The sequence below is a fragment of the Paraburkholderia sp. RL18-101-BIB-B genome, assembly GCF_046026985.1.
In the GTDB taxonomy this organism is placed as follows: Bacteria; Pseudomonadota; Gammaproteobacteria; order Burkholderiales; family Burkholderiaceae; genus Paraburkholderia.
Window position 1 is genome coordinate 1 of sequence record NZ_JARESV010000164.1, and the last position, 994, is coordinate 994.

Consider the following 994-nt stretch of genomic DNA (forward strand, 5'->3'; position numbering starts at 1 on the left):
GCGAGGGCCTTCGGCGTCCAACGCAGGGTCGCGCGTGTTTCCAGCAACCAGGCCTGATAGCCCTCAGGAACGTCCTCCGACGGCCCGTGATGGATGACCCCCTTTGGCACACAGGTCAACGTGCCGGGTTCCGTGCAACCGCCCCAGGCCCCCGGGCCCCGCACGTAACAGATCACCTCGTCGAAATCGGCGTTGATGTGAACCGGCGGCCGCCCCCCGGGGCGCGCACTGAGGTTGAACATCAGAATGTCGCCCGTGCCTGATGACAGAAACTGGCTCGGCGGACCGCCCTCAGGCAGGTAGGCGTGAACCTGGATATTGGCCAGATTAAGCTTCCACACCGGGACGGACTCCGACAGGCGCATGCCGAGCGCGAGCGGATCATGCGACATCATGAAGACCGTGTTCTCGGTGTCGAGGGTTTTCAGCACCAGCCGCGTCGGGCCGCCGGCCGGCATGCTGGCGTCGATCTCGGCGAACTTCAGATCGCGTGCAACGTTGAGGAGGCCACTTGGCGCAGGCGGCGCGAGCTTCAGGGCCGCGGGACTCTCGACGATGAGGCTTCGCATGGCATCGCCCGTCGGTGCATAGCGGTACGCGACGGATCGGGGAATGCAGACGAAGTCCCCTTCCGTCGCCGTGAGACAGCCCACGTCCGTTTCGAACCTGACCGTGCCGGACTGGATGAAATGAATCTCGTCCGCTTCGACGTTGCGCACCACATACGGCATGGGCTTGCGCCGTCCCGACACATGCAGTCTGACGCCGAGCCTGGAAGTCGCCACGGTGGTCGGAAGCGCCTCGGGGTCGTCCTGATCGTCAGGCGTCAAGCGCTCAAGGACGGCACGCCGCGGTGCGTGCGGCCCCTGCACGGAAAGAAAATCAGGCGCGTAGGTCGGCCGGGTCACAACTGACAGCGCCCCCTGAAATCCGTCACGGCTCCAGAGTTGCACCGGCGGGGAGCCTGCATCATGCGGCTTGCCACTCATTTGTC

General features: G+C 65.2%; 1 protein-coding gene. It reads right to left on the bottom strand.

Features of this window, described 5'->3' with window-relative positions; all coding sequences use genetic code 11:
• Positions 1 to 994: cupin domain-containing protein (locus tag P0D73_RS46495; protein ID WP_408436471.1), on the bottom strand; the 994-nt coding region annotated here is incomplete at both ends.